Here is a 23,863-nt window from a genome sequence, read left to right on the forward strand (position 1 = left end):
CTTGTTGCCGCCATCCTGCAATGTGAACGATTTCGGGTCCATGCTATATGTTTATGGATTACTTGTTGTTTCCATATGCACTTTTTACTGATTCCCGGAGGAAACCATGCGTTTGCGTTTTGCTTTCATTGTGGGGATGGTTGCTGTCTGCCTGATGGGCGGCTCCCTTGTGGCGTCCGCTGGTGACGCTGTCCAGCTCGGCCCCAGGCCTTTTTATCTTGTGGACAACATGGATGACGGGCCGCTGAAGGATTCCCTCAAGATGTGTGCGGACGGGCCGTTCAAGAAGACCGACTTTTCCATCGGCCATCGGGGTGCGCCCATGCAGTTCCCGGAGCATACCCGCGAGAGTTACGAGGCCGCCGCCCGTATGGGCGCCGGTGTGCTCGAATGCGATGTGGCCTTTACCAAGGATCGCCAGTTGGTCTGCCGCCATTCCCAGTGTGATCTGGCCACTACCACCGATATCCTGGCCATCCCCGAATTGGCCGCCAAGTGCTCCAAGCCGTTCCGGCCCGCCAGGATCGACGCCGCCACCGGCAAGGTACTGGAACCAGCCACCGCCATGTGCTGCACCAGCGACCTGACTGTGGAAGAGTTCAAGCGGCTCAAGGGCAAAATGGACGCTTCCGATCCAGCCGCCACCACGGTCGAGGCGTTCATGAAAGGCACGCCTGCCTGGCGCACCGATCTGTATACGGCCACCGGCACCGTGCTTACCCACGCCGAGTCCATTGAACTGTTCAAGAAGCTGGGGGTGAAGATGACGCCTGAACTGAAGACTCCCAGCGTGGACATGCCCTACCAGGGCGATTACACGCAGGAAAAATACGCCCAGCAGATGATTGACGAGTACAAGGCCGCAGGCGTGGATGCATCCATGGTCTATGCCCAGTCCTTCAAGTTGGATGACATCCTGTACTGGCTCAGGAACGAGCCAGAGTTCGGCAGACAGGCCGTGTTCCTTGATGAGGATGGGCTTGAGGGTTTTGACAACAACAAGCCAGAGACATGGTCTCCGACCATCGACGAGCTCAAGGCCGAGGGCGTGAAGATCGTGGCTCCGCCCCTGTGGTTTCTGGTCACTGTCGAGAACGGCAAGATCAGGCCTTCGGAGTACGCCAGGCAGGCCAAGGCCGCCGGTCTGGGTATCATCACATGGTCGCTGGAGCGGTCCGGCCTGCTGGCCGACGGCGGCGGGTGGTACTACCAGTCGATCAAGGACGTGATCCGCAAGCCCGGCGACATGATGACCCTGGTGGACGTGCTGGCCCAGCAGGTGGGGGTCATCGGGATATTCAGCGACTGGCCCGCCACCGTGACCTACTACGCCAACTGTAAGGGGCTGTAACAAGCCCTGTGACATGAAGAGGAATGCGGGCCGGATGATTCCGGTCCGCTTTTTTTGTCTGTCCGGTTCGGGGTGCGGACTGTCGGGGAAAAGCCGGAAAACTGCTAGAGGGTAGGGTCCACGAAATAGGTGATTCGTGTCCTCGGCGAAAGATATTCGTACATTTCCCTGGAGAGTTGGGCCAGTCGGATGGATTTTTCCACTCGCAGGTCAGGCTCGTCCGCCAGGTCCACGATGAGGGCTTCCTTCTTGGGAACGTTCGGATCGTAGAGCATGATGCTTGGATTGAGTTGGTTCTTCGGATTCACTGCCATGACCATGCCGACTTCGCCGTTGGTAATTTCTACGACGGTTCCGGGCGGGTACACGCCGAGACAGCGGATGAGCAGGGCGAGGGCCTCCACGTCAAAGAGGTGTTTTTGCTGGCCGAACAGGTAGGACAGGGCCAGGTACGGAGTCAGCGACTCCATGGGGTCGTCATGGTTGCAATGGTTGTCGTAGGCGTTGGCAATGGCCATGATCCGGGCCAGGCGGTCAATTTCGTTTCCCTTCAATCCTTCAGGGTATCCCGAACCGTCCATGCGCTCATGATGCTGGGCCACGATCTGGCCGACCTTTTTGGGGAAGATGTCGATCTTGTCCAGCAGGCCTGCGCCGAACAAAGGGTGTTGTTCAATAATGTCCTGTTCGGGGCGGGTCAGTTCGCTCTTTTTTTTCAGGAGCATCTTGGGGATGCGATCCTTGCCGATGTCATGGAACAGGGCTCCCAATCCGAGCGTGGTCATTTCGGTCTTGTCCAGGCCGGCCTCCTTGCCCACGATCAGGGAAAGGACGGCCACGTTCATGGGATGGGAATAGCTCGATTCCGCCTTGTCCATGACGTTCATGAGATGCAGGGTGGATTCCTTGTCTCCCAGGAAATAGTTCGAGAGCCTGTCGACGAATTCCACAGCGGCTTCCGACGACTCGACGTTACCGCTGAGCACCCCCTTGAGGATGCCTTTGAAAGCCTTGATGCAGATGTTGAACCGTTTTTCGCACAGGGCGATCTGCTCTTTTTTTTCCTTGAGGCGTCGGGTCCGTTCCTTTTTAATTACCCATAAGTGGTCAATGACTTCCTGGGAAAGTTGTTTTTCCTTTGGCAGTGCATCGGGCTTTTCTTCCACCTGGGGACTGGCGGGCAGGACATCTGATTTTTCAGGAATGCAGAGAACATGCGTGATGCCCAGCCTTTTGATCAGGGCTATCTGGTCGAAGTCTTTAATTTTGAAATTGCTGAACAGGAAAGGGTGGTCGAACCAGCCGGTTTTTTCGAGCCGAATGAAGACGCCGGGTCGGAGCTGGTCCACGGATATGCGGTATTCAGGAGTGTTTTTATCCACCATGATGAACAATTTTACATCATAGGAAGATGCCAGACAACTGTTTTGATGCGTGGAGGGATTATAAATACTTAGTAAGATAGAGTTTTTAATTGGAAAGTATTGAATTTAGCAATACGCGGACGATGATGACATCTTGGGGCGGACTTGTGGAAGCGGGGTATTAAAACAATTTGCCAAGAACCGTAAAATATTATAAAAACCAGAATGAAAATATGTTTTCCACATGCTTTCCTACCGGATATAATGAATTTTAAGGCGGTGTATAATGGTTTCCAAGAGGGCGAGGACCGGGAAACAGTTCCCGGTCGGTGTGTATGTTGTGGCCCTGTTCCTGGTTGCAGGAGTCGGGTTGTTTTTTTTCAAGACCCAGTTGTTTCAGAGACAGGCGGCTGGGGGGTTGTCCGGTCTGGTCTCGGTCAGGGGATCGGTTTCCCTGGAGCAATTGCGTTTGACCACCCAGGAAGTGGGTATTATCAACAAGGTTGTCAGCGAACACCGGAATACCTTTACCAGGGTTGACCTGACCGTGAATGCGGTCGGTTCCGTCGATGAGATCAACGAGTCCACGGTGTTGGAATTCGCCGTGTCCCTGCAGACCAACGAGGATTTGGTTGTCAAGTCGTGGAATCGGAAAATTCAGCGCGGCAAGATGATCGCGCAACTGGTCGCCTACATGCAGAAAGCAGCCGGGGAATACGAGGAATTCAAGCGGTATCCCGACGTGAAACAGAATTTCAAGACGCTCTATATCTAAGGCGCATTCCGTTTTTTTATGGGCCCCGGCAGTGACCGGGGCCTTTTTTATTGCTCCATGTCCTTGAGCAGGATGTCCAGGGCCTTGATGGAAATGCGTATCTCCATGAAGGAGTAGACCAGGGAGATGATCAGGAAGATCAGGCTCAGGCCAAACAGGATCTGCCCGGCCAGCAGCCATTCCTGAAAGATGCAGACCATGGAAAAGATGCAGGCGAGCATGGACATGACGCCGTACCCCTGCATGTGGCGGATCATGTGCACGCGTACGCGCAGGTTCTCGATCTGGGCGCGGATGCCGGCATCCCCGGATTTCATGTACTGGTCGTGAAGGCTGCGGATGCGGCCTCCCAGGGACAGGAACCGGTTGGTAAAGGCAAGCATGAAGAGCGAGATGGCCGGGAAAAGCAGGGCCGGGGTCGTGACGGTCATTTGCATGGGGATATCCCTTGTTGTTTCTGAATTTCCTTGTTCCGAGGAAAATGGCTTCCCGGGCACTTTGGTCGGCCCTGCCGGAAGCGGTCTGATTTACGATATTCCGATTGCCCGCCAAAGGGCCGGCCGTTGTTCCGTTGTTAACATGGTGACAGAGATCATATGATGTTAGCATTTACCTGTGCAATAACAATTCGGGGGGGGGACACCATGTCTATCTGTAAAAAAAAGGTAAAGTGTCCCCATAAGTTGGGAATATTGACTTTGTGGAGAAAACTGAACGGCTTCTCAGGAAATTGTTATTGCCTGGGCAGCCTGGGCGGCCAAAGATAAAATAGGATTGTGTCCCCCCAGATTTGAGATTTCCCATATTTTCTGCCCCTCTGTATTCCCAAGGCGGAAACGCCTCTCCTGCCTGATCCGTCACCACCCCGGCTATGCATACCGTCTCTTCTTTTGCCTTATTCCATACTGTGTATGTCTGAAATTCAGGAAGTGTTTCAGTGTGTTGTAATCTGTTTATGCACTTGTAATTGTTTTCTCCATTTCATAGAGTTCAGACAAACCCTTCATTGATAGCAACGGGGGCGTGTCTTTACAAACAGCTTGTTTGTTTGATTTTTAACAGTTTTTTCGGCGGAAAACTGTGTCCGGACAATACGTCAGTGCTGGGCAGCAGGGTACTGGGATTCTATCTGTGAGGTTGTTCAATGGGAAAAAGAGTCTGGTCTCCTTTGTCACATGATCGAAGATCTGCAATAACAAAGCAATGGCAACGCTTTCAGGCCCGGTGTCCAGTGGACCCCAGTGTGGTGCGCCCGGTGATCCACAGTTCCTGGGAACGCTGCCGCCGAGCCAATATGCCCAGTGGTTCCCTGCCGCTATGCCCCATTGATACGCCCGCCCTGGAAAAGGCCATTGCCTTCAATCGACATCTGGTGGAAAGCGCAAAACTCATCATGGACAAGTTGGCGCACTCCATTCATTTGTCGAAAAGCGTTGTCACGCTGGTCGATACAACCGGACTGGTGCTCTACGCCTCGGCAACAAGCCAGGACCTCGACAATGTTCCCTACGGCATGCCGGGACGGCGATGCGACGAAGCCACCATCGGCACCAACGGCATGGGGCTGTGTATTATCGAAAAAAAGGCGATCCATGTTGTTGCTTCGGAGCATTACAGTTCCTCGCTGCACTATCTCAGCTGTTCTGCTTCTCCCATTCATGATCCCGACGGACAATTTGTCGGCGCGCTCAATCTGGCCATCGATACGGAGAATTTCCATCAGCATACCTTGGGGCTGGTGGAAGCAGCCACCCACGCCATCGAGGAACAGCTCCGGTTGCGAAGTCTGGTACACAACCAAAAGGTTATTCTGGAACAACTGGACGAAGGCGTCATCGTCCTCGGATGCGACGGCGTCATCACCAGCATCAACCCTCAGGCAAGCAAGATGCTCGGTCTGGACACCCAGCCCGTAGGCGACAGAATACAGATATACATACCTTCCAGCACGGTACTCCAATCCATCCTGGCCGATCGAAACGCTTTTCACGACCGGGAGGTCTCATTCGAATTGCGTGAGGGGAAACTTTTCTGCACCTTGTCCTGTGTCCCCTTCGGAGACTCCGGGGTGATCTTGACTCTGCGGGGCGTCAAACGCATGCGCCACTATGCGGCACGGGTGGCAGGGGCCAAGGCGGTCTATACCTTTGACAATATCGTCGGGGGTTCCGCTGCCTTGCATGAGACACTGCGCCTGACGCAGGTCGCGTCACAGAGCGGAGCCACCACGCTGCTGGTTGGTGAATCGGGCACGGGCAAGGAGTTGTTTGCCCAGGCCATCCACAACGCCAGCAACCGGCGCAAAGAGCCGTTTGTGGTGGTCAACTGCGGCGCACTGCCGCGTAACCTCGTGCAGAGCGAGCTGTTCGGATACGTGGCCGGAGCCTTTTCCGGGGCACTGAAGGAGGGCAGTCCGGGTAAATTCGAACTGGCGGACGGCGGAACATTGTTTCTTGACGAGATCGGCGAAATGCCTCTGGAGGCACAGGTGAGCCTGTTGCGCCTGCTCCAGGAAAGCGAAGTCACCCGGTTGGGCGGTAAACAGGCCAAGCGCATCGATGTCCGCATTATTGCGGCAACCAACAAAGACCTTCCCGGCGCCGTTCGCAACAAGGCCTTTCGTGAAGACCTTTATTACCGCCTGAATGTCCTGACCATCACGATCCCCCCTTTGCGCCAGCGCTACGGCGATGTGGAACTGCTGATTCAGGTTTTCCTGAACAAATTCGTCACGACCCTGCGAAAAAAACCGCTGCAGCTCTCCGATGAAGCCATGACCGCCCTGAAGACATACCAGTGGCCGGGCAATATCCGTGAACTGGAAAACTGCATGGAACGGTTGGTGAATGTGGCCCAAGGCAATACCATCGACGTTGTTGACCTGCCCCAGGATATTGTTGCCGGTGAGAAGCAGGAATCTCTCACAGGGCCCGGTGGCGGCGCTCTGTCGCTCAAAGGATTCCAAAAATCGATCATTCAGGAGACATTGCGTGAAACCAATGGCAATTTGCGCCGTGCCTCGACAATTCTCAACATCTCCCGAACCACCATGTATGCCAAACTCAAGCAGTATCGCATCGAGGTGGATGCATTCCGCGAAGCGTAAGATGAACATCCTGCCCGCCAGGCCAGAACGCCTGGCGGGCCCCGTTGGCCTCTCCTAAAATAGACGCGCAAAACCCGTAGCATTGTGTCCAGCTTGCCGACATGTCCAGTGGACATGTTCAGTTTCTGGACATTGGTGCCAGCCGCAGCCTTCTCTTCTGGTTTTTCTATCATACTAAAATAACAGACCAATATAAAATATCATGGCGCCGAGCAGGGTGGCCTGCCTTTTGCTTTCAGGTGTGTGACCTTGAACAGGATGTTGCCCACCTTCTGTACACGCTTATCCTGAAGAGCTTCAAGTTGCGGGATTCGGATAGAAAAGGAGGGGACAGGTTTGAACGACATCCACAGAGGGCATGTTCGTCACTGTACGGCATGGATGTTCCATGCGATCCGACTGGCAGTGGCGGCGTGTTCATGAACAGCTCCAACAGACTCAGGAGGTAGTAATGGCGCTTCAAGAACAGGTGTACGGCTTTTTTATTCCCAGCATGACATTGATAGGTATTGGCGCATCCAAGCAGATACCTGAAAAGATCAAAGCGCTCGGTGGCAGCAAGCCTCTGCTCGTTACCGACAAAGGCGTCGTGGCTGTCGGCGTCTGCAAACAGGTAACCGATCTGCTCGACGCCGCATCCATGGAATACGTCGTATATGATGAAACCGTCCCGAACCCCACGGACAAGAACGTCGAGGACGGTATTGCACTTTACAAGAAAAACAAGTGTGACAGCCTCATCACGCTGGGTGGCGGTTCCTCGCACGACTGCGGCAAGGGCATAGGGCTAATTGTCTCAAACGGAGGCAAAATCCACGACTATGAAGGCATTGACAAGGCCACCAAACCATTGATGCCTTACCTGGCAGTCAACACCACGGCTGGAACAGCCTCGGAAATGACCCGTTTTGCGGTTATTACGGATACATCACGCCACGTCAAAATGGCCATTGCAGACTGGCGCATCACTCCGGGCATCGCTATTGACGATCCCGTTCTCATGGTCGGCATGCCGCCTGCCCTTACGGCTTCCACCGGCATGGATGCCTTGACCCACTCAGTGGAGGCGTTTGTTTCCACGATCGCAACCCCCATCACCAATGCCTGCGCCACTGAGTCGATCAAGCTGATATTCAAGTACCTGCGCAGGGCAGTGGCAAACGGACAGGATCTGGAAGCCCGTGAAGGCATGTGTTTTGCCCAGTACCTGGCCGGCATGGCATTCAATAACGCCAGCCTTGGCTATGTGCATGCCATGGCCCATCAGCTTGGCGGTCTCTATAACCTGCCGCATGGCGAATGCAATGCCCTGCTCCTGCCCTATATCGAAGAGTTCAATCTGATCGCAAAGGTCGAAGAGTTTGCCGAAATGGCAGAGATCATGGGGGAGAATACGGACGGTCTGTCACCCCGCGACGCTGCCGAACTGGCATTGAAGGCCATCCGTCAGTTGTCGGTCGATGTCGGTATCCCGGAGACCCTGACAGAACTGGGCAAACGCTATGGCAAAGAAGTCAAGGCATCCGATATTCCCATCATGACGGCCAATGCCCAGCTGGATATCTGCAAGTTCACCAATCCGCGTTGCGCCACGGATGATGAAATCACGGAAATATACCTCAAGGCGCTGTAAACAGACTTGCATCAGAAGGATTCCGGAAGGACGCCCCTTCCGGAATCCAGAACAGCAACAGAAATAGGCTGAGCGTTCCTCTGCGCCGTGCGCACGAACGCTCTTTGCGCAGACTGCAGCAGTGATCTACGAACCAGGCTGGCAGAATGGAGAACAATAACGTTGCCAAATGTGCGTCTTCGCCCCTCCTCTCTCTAGAGAACCCGGCGTCCAAAGGGGGCGTTCCCAACAAACAGGAGCGTAATCGTGCAATTGTCCAGGCAAGCCTGGACTAGGGTCGGTGCTAGTATGAAAGAAGTGGGTTTTAAGCCTTGTAATTCAAGGCCTGTCCCGGTTCCCTGTTACTGGCGACCTGTGATGCATTGATTGAATTTATGTAATGTTTCCGGATCATTATTGAGCCTGGTTCGCACCGGGCGGCTCAACTCCACATGGATAAAACCTTCCTGCCTCGCCTTACGCATGATCCTGCCGGTAATGTTGGTCGTTCCCCCCAACTCGTCCACATGGTCAGGATATGTGCGCGTTAAGAAGGGGGTGGTGTTGGAAAGGCTGTCCGAGATTTTTTTCACCACAGGCAGCAAAGGCCGTTGTCCCGAACTGATGATTATCTCTGCTTCACGTGCTTCCGGAGTCTTCTGGTGTCCTTGTTCGTATCCGTGAAGCTGGACAACTCTCGGTGAGCCTGTCTGCTTGGCGATGGCATGCGATAGTGCGGTGAAATATGTCCCGGTCAAATGAGCCATGTCCTGGTTCAATTTGACATTCCCGTCGACACGAGACCTTTTTTCAGTATTGAAAGCCGTGAGAGAAAAGCCTCCCAGTTCCACCAGCTTGAGCGCGATGCGGCCTGTATGGATATCCGTGAATGAATGAGGAGCCATGAGATATGCGGAGGCCGGCGCTGCATCGCAGTGCACATACAATCCTCGCCCGGTCTTCCGGTCTTTTGCCTCGCGTATGACGGTCAGCGTGTCCCCCTCATGTTCCAGGGGGACCATTTCCATGTGGAGCGAATCAAGCAGTGCTTCGAATGCCTTGGTATTCTTTTTCCCGGCGAGCAGAAGCTCGAAGAGGAGTTGGGCCTCGGCCAGTTCTCCATGGGTCGGCATGGCAAATCGTCCACCTGAAGCAGCCTCTTTGAAGATCGTCTGAAGTGACTGCCCCCAGGATGGGGAGCAATGAAACAGTGCGCCGACAAAAAGCAAAAGGCCCAGGGAAAACGTACTGATTTTATTGTAGAGCTTCACGTAACAACCTCTTCGCATGGAATTTTCTGGGGCATTATATCCTGTGGTGGCGCGTGGAAATGCGCGGTTACCCCTTTTTTAAGGACACGGGTAGAGAACTGTTTTTAGCAATCCTTGATGCCGTATCCGGTAGGTACCCCTTTATTTTCCATGCTTATGCTTTGTCAATCTGGGGACACAATACTTTTTTATTCTTGGTAGCCAAGGTCTCCCAGGAAACAGCTTTACTACTTACCCCCAGCTGGTGGGGGAGCATGAGAAAGTTGCTTACAGGCCACCACAGAGTCTCCATTTTAAATGGCCCAAAATCAATGCCGGAACAATAGAGTCGTTAGTTAAATTCTTCAGATATGCTGGATGGTTAAACTGTCCTCATAAATCTTGCTGCCCACCTGTTCGAGCAACCGGGACAACCTCTGTTTACAAGGCAAAACGAACGCTTTTCACTATTTTTTCTCAATCATGGCCATATAATCTTCACCCACAACGCTGGGGTCATAAAGGGCGGGAAAGTAGAAGGAAAGGGCCTTTGATGGAAGTGCCACCTTCAAAGAGGATTTTGGCGAATCCGATGTAAGCAGGCCTGCCTCGATGAGTTCTTTTACAATTTTCCTGGCCGTGGAGGTTGCCTTGTTGAGAATCTTACCGGCTTCACCCCTGGGGACTTCTCCCTGCATAAAAGCAGCCCGGAGCAAACGGGACGAATCAGGATGTAAACTCCCCCCATGCTTTTTTGAATTTGCATGAACATACCACTCAATACGCCCTTCAATCGTTTCAAGGGAAAGCAGCCCGCTCATGAATTGAATTTGATCCAAGCAGACCTCAAACATGAATTCGATGAAGTCTGCAAGCACCTCACTTGGGGTATGCACGGACACTTCCCCCTTTCGGACAGGGTCACACGAGAACAGATTAATCATGTACGCATCTTTATTTTTCGACAATCCCCGGGACAAAGACCACAGGTTGGCTTTGTTGACTCCGCAGCGGGCCATATAGAGAGTCGAAAAAAGCCTGCTTACACGGCCATTCCCATCTCTGAATGGGTGTAGCCATGTCAAACGATGATGTGAGGCAGCCATTGCAACAAGCCGCTCGTCACCAAAGAAATGGCTGGAGCCATAGTCGTCTGCGAATTGCTGCAACGCTCTCTCCAACTCTTCGGGAGAAGGACCGATAGAGGCTCCCACCGCTGCATTGGGCCCCACCGAAATAAGCCTGTCACGGAATTCACCGGGTAAAACCGGTATATCCGTGAACCCCTCTCGGTCATGAGTAAAAAGATGATCAGCAGAAAGGTGGCTGTAAAATCGTGAATGGATGAGTTTCAACGAGGCAGGACTTGCAACATCACCGATGGTCCCGTTCTCAAGGTCCGCCATCAATTCTTTTTCGGCCAACACGTGAGCGGCACACAGATCCTGGGCATACCGTTTCTCTACATTGGCATCGAAGCGCTTATTCATTGCGTCCTCAATGCCCCGAAGCGTCGATTTGTGACCTTCAATGAGATTGCTGTAATAACTGTTGATCAGCCGAAGGTGGCCGCCAAGAATTCTAGCGGTCTCGGGCGCAACCCTGCCTTCCAGAGAAGCAGAGGAGGCTACCAGATCCTGGGCGATATCTTTCAAACGTCCAAGGTCCTGGCTTTCAGGGACTATCAAGGACCAATTTTGCATACTCCCTCCAAAAAAAACGAGCGTTTCGAATAGCGATCTTGTTGTTACCTTAATTGGCTAATTACACTGTTTTTTCTGCCTTGCCAAATCCAGGTGATATTATATTTTTGAGCGTTTCAAATAGCGATCTTGTTCAATCCGTACCGGGCTCTCTCGATGAGGGGCTTTTCGCAAACACCTGCCTTCTCGAAGGACAAAGGATCGGCGTGAAATTTCACGGCTGAAAATATGGGGACACCATATTGTTTTTATTGGTGTTATATTTCCAGGGTTTTCATATTCTGGGTCTTCATTCTACCTCTGATCCACTCGCTCGGCGGAGCAACAGGTTCTCCCGCGCACCAAGAAAATGCTCAACCTCCAAGGCCAGGTCTTTTCCGGCCTGATACATCAACCAGTGGTCCGCCCCTTTGAATCGGACGAGCCATGCCCCCTTGATGAGACCGACGGCAGCCAGGGCCTGATCCGGGGGCGTAATCCGGTCATCCTGTCCCACAACAACGAGTGTATCCTTGTCCATCAAAGCGAGCCGTTCTCTGGTCCCGGACCAGTTGGTCAAGGCTTCATATTGTCGTTGGACAACTTCAAGCGGCGGTGCAATGGCGGGCGAAGGGAGTTGGGAATATATATCGGGATGCAGTTCTTTCCAGGCGTCGGGGAACAGTTGAGCCACAAATTCCTCATGGCTCAGGGCTCCCATTCCATCCAATGCGGCTTTGACCGGGGCCGAATCCACGGCCGTTGCATAGAGCACGACCTTGCCGACCCTGTCCGGGTACGCGAGCGCCATTTCCTGGGCGATGATCGACCCCATGGACCATCCCATGACGTCGGCCCGCTCGATTCCGATGGCATCCAGCAAAGCCGCTGCGTCCGAGGCCATCAGCTTCATGCTTAACGGCGTGTCGTCAATGGTTGAATGTCCCATGCCGCGGTTGTCGAACAGGATTACGGCCCTCTGTCGCGCCAATTCCCCCACCATGTCGGCATCCCACACGTCCATGGTTCCGGCATAGCCCATGATCAACAAGAGAGGGGGGCCGCTGCCGATAATACGGTATCCAAGCTGCACGCCGTTGACGCTGGCTGTCTGCTCCTGGACAGTCTGCCGGTCCTGACGGGCAACACAACCGCAAGAGGCAAACAGAACCAACGCACAAAGAAAGAGTATAAATCGCTGCTGCATGCGGACTGTCCTTGCAAGAGGGGGGGGCACCCTTTTGGCTTGTCACAGATAGATGCATGAGGCAAGTCCGCGCCAAAAGGAACGACGAACTCGTGGTGGACTCCTTACGGAAGTCCCTGCCTCTTGAATGCAAAATCCGGGGATACGATACTGTTTTCATGAGTATTGTATCCCCGGATTTAGCGCCGTGGGCATTCACGAATCAAAGGACGCCCTGGCCGGATGAACCAATGGGTCCGAAGCAAGGGGTCAGGTCTTTTATCTTAGCATTTGCTGTGCTACGGATCATAAATGGCAAGCCCGCTTCGGATATGGTTATAAGCAGCAGGAAATCGCAAATCACACAGGCCTTCATTATAGTGGGGTCAGTAGGCTTAATGGATATTGCCTCACCATTTGGGGCTCATGAAGACCTTATTAGCTCCGTAAAGTCGCAGGTATTTCCTGATCAAAATTTAAAATATATTCAACTAGAGCCTGGCCTCCATGAGCCGATCGTCAAGGAGCTGTAGCTGAGCGCTAAAAGAGGTTTAAGCTTTTGCGAAAATTAGCCGCACCAAAATACTGCTTTGTCTATAGGTATACGCTGTCAATATTAGTTGCGCTTGCATCAATCGCATTATATTCGACATTCCACTCTTTTTTGTTTGCATCTATAGCGCTGTCACTGATTCCACTTTCCTTATCAATTGACAGTAGGAGTCATTTTAGATGCACAAAGACAATCCCAATTAACAGAAAAATGCTATCATTCGCAGACAATACGATGCCGATATCAGGCATATTTCTCTTAATTTCATATATATTTCTTACAGTTGTGACGTTTTGTTTTCAAGAAACACCATTTAATGTTCGACTTTCTACATTTAGCGCATTGTTGCTGTATATTATATTACAGGGCATATTTATTTTTTCCCAAAATAAATACGTCAAATATTGTGCGAGCATTAATAGTGGCTCGTTAAAGTTGAAGCACAATAAAAAAACAGTGCTAATAGCTACTTTAGTTTTTTACGTTACCGTCGCATTGCTAACGGCAATAAAACAGCATTTTGATATTTACGACTCAATATTTATGCTACTCTCAGCGTGCATGATTTGTGAATTCACAATAAGAGTGCATTATAGTAGGAAATTTTAATTTACCCCATACAACATGTAAGAGCGGGGTCAGGTCTTGTATTTCAGCTTTTCCCATTCTAAAAGGCTAAAATATAAGACCTGACCCCATTTGCCTGTTTAGTTACCGCTTCGGACAGGCCACACATATGAGTAGATTCCTACAGGGCGATGTACTTCTACTTTCCCTGAGTGCATATCTACAAAATACTGACACCCATCACAAAAACCACGATCGTAAGCAGTACTCGACCAGTGCGGGATAGATGAAGGGAATCCCATATCAAAGGGATTACTGCCGCTATTCAAATGAGAATAAAGTTCCTCAAGTTCCTCTTTGGTCGGAACCCGCCAGCCGCCTTTCCCGCCAAAGCTGCTGGATGAGGCTATGGACTTAGCCTGCTCCCACTGAACAGGCCCACCAGGAGCCGGTTTTTTTGACCACATCAATCCGGACATTGTATCCGTAACCGTGCCATCATTATTGTCGACAAATGATTCCGCAAACCCAGCCCCGGCACTGACAACGAGCATTGCCACGCACAATAAAACAACTTGGGCAATCAGCCGCGTATCCTTCAATGAAATAATCCGCATAATTCCTCCTGTTTTTTTATCCGCCACATAAAAGGTAGGGGCACCGACAAAAAATACATAGCCCCCCCGCCAAACAGTTCATGGCTACACAACAAGTAAACGCATTTACGACTCTCCGGTCAATTTGATTCCATGTGAATACAAGTGAATACAACTATGCGAAGCATCTCCCGCTGTTTTTTTCAAATAAAATACAGCCCATACGATGTTCTAGGCGATACGTATTCACTCTCGTCCCGATTCACACAATTCAGCTTAACTCCAGGAATTCACGTTCTTTCACGTGTAGGAAGAAAGGGGTCAGGTCTTATATTTTAGCTTTTTCGCGTAATATTGCTAATGGTTGTATTGTGAAGACTTATGTGATCTGCGGTTTTTGTTTATAGCCGGGAATTAGGGGTGGGAATTAGGGGGACACGGAATTAGGGGGACACCATACATATCTATTAGCTGGAAAGGCCCGGTCAAACCGGGCCTTTCCTTTGCTCTTTGACCTAGCCTGCTCATGGCCGGCGTGAGAATCCCCCTCCGCAAAAAAAGTTCTGAAAAACCGCTCCTGGCTTGCTCTTTTTACGAGCGCCAGAAGCGGCTTTTGTTAACAACTTTATTACTTGCTATAGAACTTTATTACTTTCCCACAAGTTGTCTACCCTTGCGGTCGGCTTATGCCCACGGTCACGGTCTTGGCTTGGTGGCGGATGGTGTCGATGGGCCGGGTCATTTCCTCTATGGCCTTGTTCAGGATGGTCAGGATGTCGGCCAGTCTGGCTTCGGAGGCGCAGATGGCTTCGGACTGGTTGACCAGCCAGAGCATGTAGTTGGACAGGGATGCCGCCACCCGTGCGGGCAGGGCAGAGTCCGTGGCCCCGGAGGCTATGCGGTCTATGCAGTTGTTGAGGGCCACCAGCAGTTCCTTGCGGTCCCATTTCGCCGTGTCCTCGATCACCTTGCCGAGGAGCACGCGGGCCGCGCGGAAGGGCTCGGCATGGCTGTCGATGGCCTTGGCCGCGCACACGCCCCACCAGTGACCGGCAACGGTTTCCAGGACGAAGTCCAGGCCGCCGCCCACCCGGGGTACCTTGATGACTGCCTCGGCCACATGGTCGAAGCGGGTTTCATCCCCGGCGCAGAACACGATGGGCGAACCGTTGTGTGCCTTGAAGATGGTCACTTCCTTGACCGTGTCCATGACAACCATTTCAGGCAGGTCCGAGGCCATGACCAGGGTCAGCGGTTCGGTGGACAGGTCAATGTGTTTTTTGTCTTCGGTCACGTCGCAGGGGATGGACTTGTAGCACAGTTCAGAGAGCTTGATGCGCACTTCCTGGGCCGCGATGCAGTTCCGGCCATTGCCGACCAGCGCCCAATAGCGGTGGACCGGGGCGTATTTCTTCGCCACTTCGGCGATGGAGTCCTTCCCGGTCAGCACTTCGTCGATCTTGCCGGGCAAGGCTTCCAGAGCCTGGATCTCGGTGAGGATGGCCTTTTTTCCCATGGTCTTGAGCACGTCGGCCAGCCAAAGGGAAAGGAGCTTGCCCGCAGCGATCTGCGAGTAGAAGGCCTTGGTGGAGGCCACGGCCATTTCCACGTCGCGGCCATTGCTGGTGTAGATGTAGGAGTCGGATTTTTGGACCAGAGGCGAATTGCGCCGGTTGACGATGCAGTTCACCCAGGCGCCGCGGTCGCGGCACAGGTCCACCACCCGGTTGGTGTCCGTGGTGGTACCGCTCTGCGAGACCGGGATCAGGAAGACGTCGTCCATGCGTTCGTCGCCCATGAAACCGACCAGTTCGGACCCGGTGTAGGATTCGATTCGTATGTCGGTGTCGGCCAGGGTGCGCCTGAGCAGCTGGGCTACGGCCATACCTGCCACGGCAGCGGTACCCTGACCCACGCAGATGATCCGCTTAATGGGCTTGTCGGTATCCCGGAACCGTTTTACCAGGGCCGGGCCTTTGCCGAACCCTTCGGGAAGGAACTCCACGCCACCGTTTTTCTTGAGATATTTTCCGTGCAGGGTGTTGCGCACGGAATCGGATGCCTCGTGGATTTCCTTTTCGATGTAGTGAGTGTAATCGCCCCGGAAAATGTCTCTGGAGAAAATTTCGATTTTTTCTTCGGCCAGCTTCACGGATTTGCCGGAGTCCAGATACCGGGCCGTGGGGATGCTGCCTGCCGGGTCCGAATCCTTGAGCACCACCGAGACTCCGCCCTGCTGGTGTATGGCGATGGGGTAGGAGGAACGCGCGCGGGCGGCCATGCCGTAGGCTTCGGAAGCCACCAGCCAGCCGTCCCGGGTCAGTCCGATGTAGAAGGACTGGCCTGATCCCTTCTGGGCGAGGAACTGGGAGTCGAAGTCGCTCAGGTTCTGCATGACCACGGCCAGGGAGCCGTCGCACTGCTTGAGCACGCTGCGGAACCGCTCCTCGGCATCGCCGTTTTCGTCCACGCCCAGGTGGAAAAGCACGGGCAGGATCTTGGCGTCCGTGGAGATTACGGACGGGATATGCGCGCCCTTGGAGAGGACGGTTTCCTCAACCAGGGTCCGGTAGTTGTCCACGTCACCGTTGAGCACGAACATGGTCTTTTCCAGGCCGGTGGAGATGTCGCCCTCGACCAACCCGTCCACCGGGTGGCAGTTGGGCACGGAGATGATGCCGTTGGAGGCCCAGCGGGTGTGGGCAATGATATTCAGGGTTTCCAGTCCCTCGGACATGGACCAGAGCAGTTCGTCGTTTCTGATGAAGTCGCGCAGGGCGCTGCCGTTGTCCCCGAGCTGTCCCACCAGCTGTGCCACCTTGTACAGGAAGCGGCAGGCGGTCCGGCCATCGGGCAGTTTGCGCACGAGCACCTGGCGAGTGTCGGCGTTGCCGATGGAGCAGCGGTCGCACAGCTCCGTCTTCTGTTCCTTGGTCAGGGCGAGTTCCGGGTCCTTGTCCCTGGGCAGGATGAAGGCCACGGCCACGCCAGCGGAGTCCCGGCCGCGCACTTCGAGCTTGTCTATGGCCTGAAGTACCTGTTCCGTTCCCCAGGCCAGGAACTGACGATCGCGGGCGTCCGTGTTCCGGGACAGGGCTTCGGGCATGAGGGCCAGGGTGCGGTCCGCGTTGGTCAGGACCTCCTGGTCGATCTGCCAGAGATAGTCGTCCAGGGTTTCGCGCAGTGCTTCCAATTCGTCGGTGCGCGGCCCCTGTTCCAGTTTGACCGCCGCGGCGTTGCGCAGATTCCTGATGGTGTCGCGGATGCCGGTGACAGCGCGTCTGGTGTCGGGGTCGGCCACGAGCAGCAGGTGCAGGCCAAAGGCCATGAGTTCATAGAAATGGTCGGCCAGGGCCGTCATGGGAACGGCGGCCTCAAGCAGATCATTGGTGTTGCGGATGTCGTCGAAGGCGGTTTCAAGAGTGAAGAGCCAGTCGGTGTCTGGCCTGTCCAACCATTTGTTGTTGCTTAAAAAACTGGCGATGCCACACATGGCGGTCATAAACTCCTGATGGATGGTTTCGGATCGTGGGACAATATGCGGCGACGGTCGCATGGTGCGCGCCGGGCATCCTGCGTTCGGTTGAAGAATTACTGCACATGGCAGGCCTTTGCAAGCTCGAAGGGTGGTCGGAACAAAGTCTGGACAGGGATGGTCTTGGAAGGGGAGACGGCGGGTTTCCTGAGTGCTTTTTTGGTTCTAACTGTCTTTTCAATAATGAAATGAAATGCTATGCAATAAAGAAATAGGACAAATTCGTGAATCAGATTGAAAAAGCAGGCGCTTGCAGTGCAAACTGTGTCTCTTGGAAGTTGCGGCTGCCATTGCTGTGCGTCCTTGGCCTGCTTTGTTTTTTTGTTTGGGGTCAGCCAGCCCGTGCCTTCGATAAGTACGTACTCGGTATGTCAGCCGCATTCACCGGCCCAAGCGACGGGCTCGGTGTGGAGGTCTACCGTGGGGCCATGGCGTACTTCACACACCTCAATCATCAGGGCGGCATCAATGGCAAAATGGTGACCGTTCAAACCCTGGACGACGGGTACCAGCCCGATCCGGCCATAAAGAATACCATCGATTTTCTGGAAGAGAGTGAAGTCTTGTGCCTGTTCAACTATGTCGGAACGCCCACGGTGACCCGCGTTCTTCCTCTTCTCAAGGGATACGGGGAATATCAGAAACTCATGTTCTTTCCCTTTACCGGGGCCGAGCCGCAGCGGCAGCCTCCTTACGTCGACTATGTTTTCAACCTGAGAGCTTCCTATCGGCAGGAACTGTCCGGCCTGGTCGACAGGTTCGCCGATCTCGGTCGTAATCGCCTGGCGGTTTTCTATCAGGTCGACGCTTACGGCCGCAGTGGATGGGACGGGGCTCGCCGCGCCCTGGCCGCCAGGGGACTGCAACTGGCGAGCGAAGCCACCTACAGGCGCGGGGCGCCGTTTGGCACGTCCATGAAACAGCAGGTGGAAATCATCATGCGCTCCAACCCCGACGCAGTGCTGTCCATCGGCTCCTATGCCGCCTGCGCCGCCTTTGTCCGCGATGCCCGGAACATGGGCCTGGACGTTCCCATTGCCAATGTCTCGTTTGTGGGCAGTGAAAATCTGCTCAAACTGCTGGTGGCGGCTGGAGAAGCGGCCGGACGGGACTATACGGTCGACCTCATCAATACCCAGGTGGTCCCCAGTTACGAGGATGTGAGCTTGCCCGCTGTCCGGGAATATCGCGATTTCATGGACCGGTTCATGCCGGTGCCGCCGGTGCTGGCCGAAAAGCATTACACGCCCCTGCGCTACAGTTTTACCAGTTTTGAGGGATTCCTCAACGCCAAGGTCATGGCATGCATTCTGAAAACATATGACGGCAATCCCTCAAAAGGACTCAAACATGCGGCCGAATCCATACGGGAAGCGGATCTTGGCATAGACGTCCCGGTGAGTTTCGGCCCTGAAAGGCATCAGGGACTGGATCGGGTCTATTTTACCACGGTCAATGATCGGAAGTTCGTTCCCATTGACGCGGAGCAGTGGCAGACATGGCAGAAATAAGGGGCATGTCTCTGTTCAAGAAGACCGGTCTTCTTGCGTTCTGTCTGTTCGGAGTCATTTCCACCCTGACCTCTGCGCTTGCGGCCTGGACCCTGCATGAGCACATGACCCGCGAATATATCAGCAAGGGGATCGCCATAGCCAGGTCCATTGCCGGAGCCAGTCAGGAAATCCTGCTGAACCGCGATGCGGCCACGGTGCAGGCCATGATCGATCAGTACCACGAGATCGACGGCGTGGCCTACGTCTTTGTCGTGGACAGGGAAGGATTCGTGGTTTCGCATACCTTTGTCCCTGAAATGCCTTCCATTCTGCGCGAGTTCCGCAATTCGGAACATGCACATACCCTTTCGGACATCGAGATCAAACCCTACGGTCGGGTGATCGACATTTGCGAGCCCATTCTGGCGGGCGTGGCCGGGTACGTGCACGTGGGCATGGATAGGGAACTGATCATGAGCTATTTCTGGCAGGCGGTGATCAGAATGCAGGGCCTGCTGTTTTTTGTCTTTTGGGGTTGCGTCGGCATCCTCTATCTGATGTCCCGCCGAATTTCCCGCCCGCTTCATCAGTTGACGGAGTATGCCAGGAGGTTGGCGGCACATGATTTTTCCGCTTCCATCGACATCAGGACCAAGGACGAACTCGACCTGCTCGGCAGAGCCATGCAGTCCATGGGCCAGGAACTTTCATTGCTTTTTTCAGAGATGGAGAGCGAGGTGGACAAGGCAACCGTGGGACTGCGGGATCACATGGCCTACCTCGCAGCCATCATCGACAACCTGGCGGACGGTCTGCTGGTGGTCGGCGTGAGCGGGGAGATATCGGTCATCAACCCGGCAATGCGGGAGTTTTTCGATCTCAAGGCTCCGTCGTATGCGGGATTGGCCTCGTCCGTGGTCTTTCCGCCCGAGGTCGTGGGCATAACCAGGAAGATCAGGAAGTGCGACAGCGAGATACTGTCCGCCGAGATCCCCCTGTCCAGGGGCAGGACCGGCAAGGCCGTGGGGTCTTCCATCTTCATCGAGGAACCGAACCGGCAGTGTCTCGGCGGGGTCATTCTCATCCGGGACATCACCCGCGAAAAGGAGCTGGATCAGCTCAAGACGGACTTCATATCAACGGTGTCCCATGAATTGAGAACGCCCATGACATCGGTGCTCGGCTTTTCCAAGATCATCAAGAAGAAGCTGGAGCAGGTCATCTTCCCGCTTCTGGCGGACAATGCGGAAGTCGTGAAGCCCGTCAATCAGGTGCGCGGCAACATGGAGATCATAGTCTCCGAGGCCGAGCGGCTGACGGAATTGATCAATGATGTCCTGGACATCGCCAGGATGGAGGCAGGGGAACTGATGTGGCGGGACGGGAACGTCTCCATGTCCAAGATCCTGGAGCAGTCCAAGGAAGCCACACGGGGGCTGTGGGGCGCCAAGAACCTTCTGGTCGAGACCCGCGTAGAGGACGGCCTGCCGGAAGTGTACGGCGATTACGACCGCTTGGTGCAGGTGGTGGTCAACCTTATTTCCAATGCCGTCAAGTTCACGGAATCAAGCCCTATCGTCTGTACGGCCGTTCTGGACGGCGGATCGGTGCTGGTGTCGGTGGCCGACAAGGGTTCCGGCATTGAACTGGCGGAACTGGACCTGGTCTTTGACAAGTTCAAGCAGGTGGGAGACACCTTGACCGGCAAACCCGAAGGCTCAGGGCTGGGGCTGCCTATCTGCCGCCAGATCGTGGAACGCCATGGCGGGCGTATCTGGGCAGAGAGTCTCCCCGGCAAGGGCAGCATATTTCATTTTTCCATCCCTGTCAGTGGAATGCCTCCGGCGATCGGGGCCGAAGGCAAGGCCGTCTGCCAGGTCGAGGACCATCGCAGGTCGCAGGGCCGGGGCTGCGGACGGGAGGGTGCCGCCAGTTCCCTGATCATGGTCGTGGACGACGACCCTTCCCTGACCCGTTTTTTGGCACAGGTTTTCGAGGAACAGGGCTTCAGGGTCTGTGAAGTCCTGAATGGCCCGGACGCCATAAAGACGGCTCAGGAAATACTGCCGGACCTGATCACCATGGATCTCATGATGCCGGGTATGGACGGTCATGAGGTCATCCGCAGGCTGCGCCTTATTCCGGCCACACGGCATATTCCCATTCTGGTGATCACGGCGCTGAGCGGCTTTGAGGGCGAGGCCGGCGACATGGCACTGGTCAAGCCGGTGGATGAGATCAAACTGAATCAGGCCGCCCGCATCCTGCTCAGGGAAAAGGAATGCTGCAAGTCGTGCATTGTGCTCGGGAACAAGCAGGAATGTGATCTGGATGGGCTGATGATCCTGTGCACGGGTGAAGTGACTTTCTCTTCCACGGAAGAGTTTTGGGGTATGGTAGACCGAGGGTTTACCGGAACGGTTTTTATTCCTAACGCAGAAATCGACAGGATCGAGTTGGAGAGGCTGACCCATCTGCCGGGGGTTGCCGTCATCATCCTGCCAGCCTATTCTGGAAGAATAACGGATTAATGCGTGATTCCGATTGCGAGGTCAAACCCTCTTGTGGCATAACTTATTGTGATGGTCATTAATAATGACAATTTGTTTCAACCGGCTTCTTAAGGAGTTTTGCAATGACCAAGAGAATCCTCATAGTCGATGACGAGGTGCATATCAAAATGTTGCTGGAGCAGACGCTTGAGGAACTCGAAGACGAGTTCGAGGTCGAACTGTTCACGGCTTCCGACGGGGAGGAGGGTCTTGAGTTCATTCGCAGCAAGCGTCCTGATCTGGTTTTTTTGGATATAATGATGCCCAAAATGAACGGGTACGAGGTCTGCCGCATCGTCAAGGATGACAGCAATCTTCAGGATGTGAAGATCATTCTGCTCACGGCAAAGGGGCAGGAAGTGGACCGCAAGCAGGGGCTGAAGCTGGGAGCCATGATGTATATGACCAAGCCTTTTGATCCCGACGAGATTTTGCGGGTTTCGAAAGAACTGCTAGAGCTGTAAACCATTTTTTCCCGGTGCTGCTGAATTCCCTATGACCCCGTTAAAAAAATACATCCGTCCGGGCGTGTTGCGGAATTTTCTGCGCAAGGCCCATGAGATGGCTGGCGGCGAATGCCCTTTGGCCATGAAGTATGACGGCGAAGTGGTCATCGTGGAAGGCACTGATTCCATGACGGGCTTCGGAGAGAACGAACCCGGCGTGCTTGTCGCGCCGCTTCAGTATGACGATATTCATTCCGGGTGTGTTGCCATTCGAGTTGCGCCGTCCTGCTCTTCGACCGATTTTGGGCGGTTGCTTGATTTCATAGCCTATTCCATTCAAGAACTCATCGACATGGAGCGGGCCAGACGGTCCATAGCCGAGGAAGCCCTGGCCAAGTACCGTGAGTTGGCCCTGCTGCATCGGTCGGTTCCGAATATCAACACATCCCTGCACATGCGCGATGTGGTCAGCGCACTCATCGACGAATGCCGCCTGGAAAACTACCCCGGCGAGCGCGGCATGATTTTTCTGTTGGAACCGGGCAGAAAGATGTTCCGCCTGGCCGTTCAATTCGGCTTTCCTTTTGGCAGTTATTTACAACCCATGGCCGAAAGCGCCCTGTTCAACGAGGTGGTTCATTCGGGCCACGGTGAGATCGTCAACGACCTGGCCAAGGAAAAGCGGTGGGACAACGAACTGCCCGGCTTGTCTTCCATGATCCTCATTCCCATCAGTTCCCCCAACCGTTGCGAGGGAGTGCTCATCCTGGCATCGGAGAATACCGGTGTGTTCGAAGCCGCCCATCGGCGCAGCCTGTCCACGTTGGCCTCGGTGGCAGGCATTTCCGTGAGCAACTCATTCAATTTCGAGGGCATTCAGAAACTGATGAACGCCATCCTGCAGGCGTTGGCCGAAGCCATTGACTCCAGGGACCCGTTCACGGCTGGTCACTCCGAGCGTGTGGCTCACCTGGCCGTGGCGTTTGCCCATGCCATGAACGAGGATGGCGGTCACAAAGGGACTGTATTCTCCGACGATGAACTGCGTGAGATATATTATGCCGGAATCCTGCATGACGTCGGCAAGATAGGCATCAAGGAGGAGGTGCTGACCAAGCGCACCCGCCTGTCTGAACGGCGTATGGAAGTCGTCCGGGCCCGTTTCCAACTCATGGGACAATTCGACAATTTCAATTGGGCCGAGGCCTATGAATGTCTATGCGATGTGAACAAGGCCATGACGCCGGAATCCAAGGATCTGGAATTCATCAAGAGTCTGGGATCGCGGGCTATGCGCAAGGGGGAGACGAACCTGCCGTATCTGCACGAAGACGAACTGGAGCATCTTTTGTTGTCCTACGGCAACCTGACCAAGGACGAGCGCAAGGAAATCCAACGCCATCCGGCGGAAAGTGAACGCATCCTGCAACACATCCCCATGCACGACAACTACAGCAATATGCTGACCATCATTCGCCAACATCACGAGCGCATGGACGGATCAGGTTACCCCGACGGGCTGAAAGGGGATGAGCTGCTGATTCAGAGCCGCTTGATGGCTATCGTCGATATCTATGACGCCGTTACCCAGGAACGGCACTACAAGCCTGCTTATACCCGGAGCGAGGCAGTGAAAATCCTGCGCGAGGAAGTGGCGACAGGCAAGCTGGACGCCGATCTGACGGCTTTTTTCCTGAACAACATCGAGCGCATCGAAACCCTGTCCGACCAAGTCAAGGTGACCAAGGCCACGCACATATCGGCCCTGGGCAATCTCTCCGGTCTCTAACCCCGT

16 protein-coding genes are annotated in these 23,863 nt (G+C 54.2%); 9 read left to right on the forward strand and 7 right to left on the reverse strand.

Annotated elements, in window-relative coordinates; all coding sequences use genetic code 11:
* Window positions 1-106: 106 nt before the first annotated feature.
* The gene (locus DWB63_RS07690) at window positions 107-1,351 is read left to right on the forward strand and encodes a glycerophosphodiester phosphodiesterase family protein (RefSeq protein ID WP_128328237.1); all 1,245 of its coding nucleotides are present in this window, start codon (window positions 107-109) and stop codon (window positions 1,349-1,351) included.
* 104 nt (window positions 1,352-1,455) lie between these two features.
* Here the strand turns inward: DWB63_RS07690 and DWB63_RS07695 are convergent, their stop codons facing one another.
* On the reverse strand, window positions 1,456-2,736 hold the full coding sequence (locus DWB63_RS07695) for an HD-GYP domain-containing protein (RefSeq protein WP_128328238.1): 1,281 nt from the start codon (window positions 2,734-2,736) through the stop codon (window positions 1,456-1,458).
* 265 nt (window positions 2,737-3,001) lie between these two features.
* Between DWB63_RS07695 and DWB63_RS07700 the strand changes: the two genes are divergently transcribed.
* Complete coding sequence (locus DWB63_RS07700) at window positions 3,002-3,490, forward strand: hypothetical protein (RefSeq protein WP_128328239.1); 489 nt, start codon at window positions 3,002-3,004, stop codon at window positions 3,488-3,490.
* 47 nt (window positions 3,491-3,537) lie between these two features.
* Here the strand turns inward: DWB63_RS07700 and DWB63_RS07705 are convergent, their stop codons facing one another.
* Complete coding sequence (locus DWB63_RS07705) at window positions 3,538-3,927, reverse strand: DUF2721 domain-containing protein (RefSeq protein WP_128328240.1); 390 nt, start codon at window positions 3,925-3,927, stop codon at window positions 3,538-3,540.
* A 794-nt stretch (window positions 3,928-4,721) separates the two neighbouring features.
* On the opposite strand from DWB63_RS07705, the gene DWB63_RS07710 reads away from it, so the two are divergent.
* On the forward strand, window positions 4,722-6,596 hold the full coding sequence (locus DWB63_RS07710) for a sigma 54-interacting transcriptional regulator (RefSeq protein WP_347231966.1): 1,875 nt from the start codon (window positions 4,722-4,724) through the stop codon (window positions 6,594-6,596).
* Between the two features lie 451 nt (window positions 6,597-7,047).
* Window positions 7,048-8,229: an iron-containing alcohol dehydrogenase gene (locus tag DWB63_RS07715; protein ID WP_128328242.1), complete on the forward strand. Its 1,182-nt coding sequence runs from the start codon at window positions 7,048-7,050 to the stop codon at window positions 8,227-8,229.
* 341 nt (window positions 8,230-8,570) lie between these two features.
* Here the strand turns inward: DWB63_RS07715 and DWB63_RS07720 are convergent, their stop codons facing one another.
* The 3 genes from DWB63_RS07720 to DWB63_RS07730 form a co-directional block, all read right to left on the reverse strand.
* Window positions 8,571-9,479: a hypothetical protein gene (locus DWB63_RS07720; protein ID WP_128328243.1), complete on the reverse strand. Its 909-nt coding sequence runs from the start codon at window positions 9,477-9,479 to the stop codon at window positions 8,571-8,573.
* Window positions 9,480-9,925: 446 nt separating this feature from the next.
* Window positions 9,926-11,161, reverse strand: a complete 1,236-nt coding sequence (locus DWB63_RS07725; RefSeq protein ID WP_128328244.1) for a Fic family protein — start codon at window positions 11,159-11,161, stop codon at window positions 9,926-9,928.
* A gap of 289 nt (window positions 11,162-11,450) precedes the next feature.
* Window positions 11,451-12,347 (reverse strand): alpha/beta hydrolase, encoded by an 897-nt coding sequence (locus DWB63_RS07730; RefSeq protein WP_128328245.1) that lies wholly within the window; start codon window positions 12,345-12,347, stop codon window positions 11,451-11,453.
* Window positions 12,348-12,505: 158 nt separating this feature from the next.
* On the opposite strand from DWB63_RS07730, the gene DWB63_RS17265 reads away from it, so the two are divergent.
* Complete coding sequence (locus DWB63_RS17265; protein ID WP_164879814.1) at window positions 12,506-12,859, forward strand: hypothetical protein; 354 nt, start codon at window positions 12,506-12,508, stop codon at window positions 12,857-12,859.
* A 727-nt stretch (window positions 12,860-13,586) separates the two neighbouring features.
* Here DWB63_RS17265 and DWB63_RS07735 read toward each other — a convergent pair.
* Window positions 13,587-14,090 carry a DUF1566 domain-containing protein gene (locus tag DWB63_RS07735; RefSeq protein WP_164879815.1) on the reverse strand — a complete coding sequence of 168 codons (504 nt, stop codon included), beginning with the start codon at window positions 14,088-14,090 and terminating at the stop codon, window positions 13,587-13,589.
* 619 nt (window positions 14,091-14,709) lie between these two features.
* Entirely contained in the window at window positions 14,710-17,544 is a 2,835-nt protein-coding gene (locus DWB63_RS07740) for an SIS domain-containing protein (protein WP_241648740.1), read from the reverse strand.
* Between the two features lie 401 nt (window positions 17,545-17,945).
* Between DWB63_RS07740 and DWB63_RS07745 the strand changes: the two genes are divergently transcribed.
* From DWB63_RS07745 to DWB63_RS07760, 4 genes are all read left to right on the forward strand, one after another.
* On the forward strand, window positions 17,946-19,088 hold the full coding sequence (locus DWB63_RS07745) for an ABC transporter substrate-binding protein (RefSeq protein WP_128328247.1): 1,143 nt from the start codon (window positions 17,946-17,948) through the stop codon (window positions 19,086-19,088).
* Window positions 19,076-21,601, forward strand: a complete 2,526-nt coding sequence (locus DWB63_RS07750; protein ID WP_206613144.1) for an ATP-binding protein — start codon at window positions 19,076-19,078, stop codon at window positions 21,599-21,601. The genes DWB63_RS07745 and DWB63_RS07750 overlap by 13 nt, the downstream gene beginning before the upstream one ends.
* A 104-nt stretch (window positions 21,602-21,705) precedes the next feature.
* Window positions 21,706-22,086: a response regulator gene (locus DWB63_RS07755; RefSeq protein WP_128328248.1), complete on the forward strand. Its 381-nt coding sequence runs from the start codon at window positions 21,706-21,708 to the stop codon at window positions 22,084-22,086.
* A gap of 31 nt (window positions 22,087-22,117) precedes the next feature.
* Window positions 22,118-23,857, forward strand: a complete 1,740-nt coding sequence (locus tag DWB63_RS07760; RefSeq protein ID WP_128328249.1) for an HD domain-containing phosphohydrolase — start codon at window positions 22,118-22,120, stop codon at window positions 23,855-23,857.
* Window positions 23,858-23,863: the final 6 nt, after the last annotated feature.

This window comes from Pseudodesulfovibrio sp. S3, assembly GCF_004025585.1.
Lineage (GTDB): Bacteria > Desulfobacterota > Desulfovibrionia > Desulfovibrionales > Desulfovibrionaceae > Pseudodesulfovibrio.

Excerpts from the sequence above, each read along its gene's own strand:
- DWB63_RS07690 (WP_128328237.1), top strand. The coding sequence starts at position 107 with ATGCGTTTGCGTTTTGCTTTCATTGTGGGGATGGTTGCTGTCTGCCTG.
- DWB63_RS07695 (WP_128328238.1), bottom strand. The coding sequence starts at position 2,736 with ATGGTGGATAAAAACACTCCTGAATACCGCATATCCGTGGACCAGCTC.
- DWB63_RS07700 (WP_128328239.1), top strand. The coding sequence starts at position 3,002 with ATGGTTTCCAAGAGGGCGAGGACCGGGAAACAGTTCCCGGTCGGTGTG.
- DWB63_RS07705 (WP_128328240.1), bottom strand. The coding sequence starts at position 3,927 with ATGCAAATGACCGTCACGACCCCGGCCCTGCTTTTCCCGGCCATCTCG.
- DWB63_RS07715 (WP_128328242.1), top strand. The coding sequence starts at position 7,048 with ATGGCGCTTCAAGAACAGGTGTACGGCTTTTTTATTCCCAGCATGACA.
- DWB63_RS07725 (WP_128328244.1), bottom strand. The coding sequence starts at position 11,161 with ATGCAAAATTGGTCCTTGATAGTCCCTGAAAGCCAGGACCTTGGACGT.
- DWB63_RS07730 (WP_128328245.1), bottom strand. The coding sequence starts at position 12,347 with ATGCAGCAGCGATTTATACTCTTTCTTTGTGCGTTGGTTCTGTTTGCC.
- DWB63_RS17265 (WP_164879814.1), top strand. The coding sequence starts at position 12,506 with ATGAGTATTGTATCCCCGGATTTAGCGCCGTGGGCATTCACGAATCAA.
- DWB63_RS07740 (WP_241648740.1), bottom strand. The coding sequence starts at position 17,544 with ATGACCGCCATGTGTGGCATCGCCAGTTTTTTAAGCAACAACAAATGG.
- DWB63_RS07745 (WP_128328247.1), top strand. The coding sequence starts at position 17,946 with ATGTCAGCCGCATTCACCGGCCCAAGCGACGGGCTCGGTGTGGAGGTC.
- DWB63_RS07750 (WP_206613144.1), top strand. The coding sequence starts at position 19,076 with ATGGCAGAAATAAGGGGCATGTCTCTGTTCAAGAAGACCGGTCTTCTT.
- DWB63_RS07755 (WP_128328248.1), top strand. The coding sequence starts at position 21,706 with ATGACCAAGAGAATCCTCATAGTCGATGACGAGGTGCATATCAAAATG.
- DWB63_RS07760 (WP_128328249.1), top strand. The coding sequence starts at position 22,118 with ATGACCCCGTTAAAAAAATACATCCGTCCGGGCGTGTTGCGGAATTTT.